Genomic DNA, 524 nt, shown 5'->3' on the forward strand with positions numbered 1-524 from the left:
GCTTAGAAGCAGCCACCCTTTAAAGAAAGCGTAATAGCTCACTGATCGAGTCGTCCTGCGCGGAAGATGTAACGGGGCTAAGCTATATACCGAAGCTGCGGACGCACAGTAATGTGCGTGGTAGGAGAGCGTTCTGTAAGCCTGTGAAGGTGTCTTGTAAAGGATGCTGGAGGTATCAGAAGTGCGAATGCTGACATGAGTAGCGATAAAGGGGGTGAAAGGCCCCCTCGCCGTAAGCCCAAGGTTTCCTACGCAACGTTCATCGGCGTAGGGTGAGTCGGCCCCTAAGGCGAGGCAGAGATGCGTAGCTGATGGGAAGCAGGTTAATATTCCTGCACCGTCGTATGATGCGATGGGGGGACGGATCGCGGAAGGTTGTCCGGGTGTTGGAAGTCCCGGTCCCTGCATTGGAGAAGGCGCTTAGGCAAATCCGGGCGCGTAATTCAAGGATGTGGGGCGAGCGGCCTTGAGCCGCGAAGCAATTGGAAGTGGTTCCAAGAAAAGCCTCTAAGCTTCAGTCATAC

At 54.8% G+C, this 524-nt stretch carries 1 rRNA gene; it reads left to right on the top strand.

Annotated elements, in window-relative coordinates:
* Positions 1-524, top strand: a 23S ribosomal RNA gene (locus AB4Z35_RS30235); the annotation flags it as partial.

Origin of the sequence: Pseudomonas sp. KB_15, from assembly GCF_052114525.1 — a bacterium.
GTDB lineage: Bacteria > Pseudomonadota > Gammaproteobacteria > Pseudomonadales > Pseudomonadaceae > Aquipseudomonas.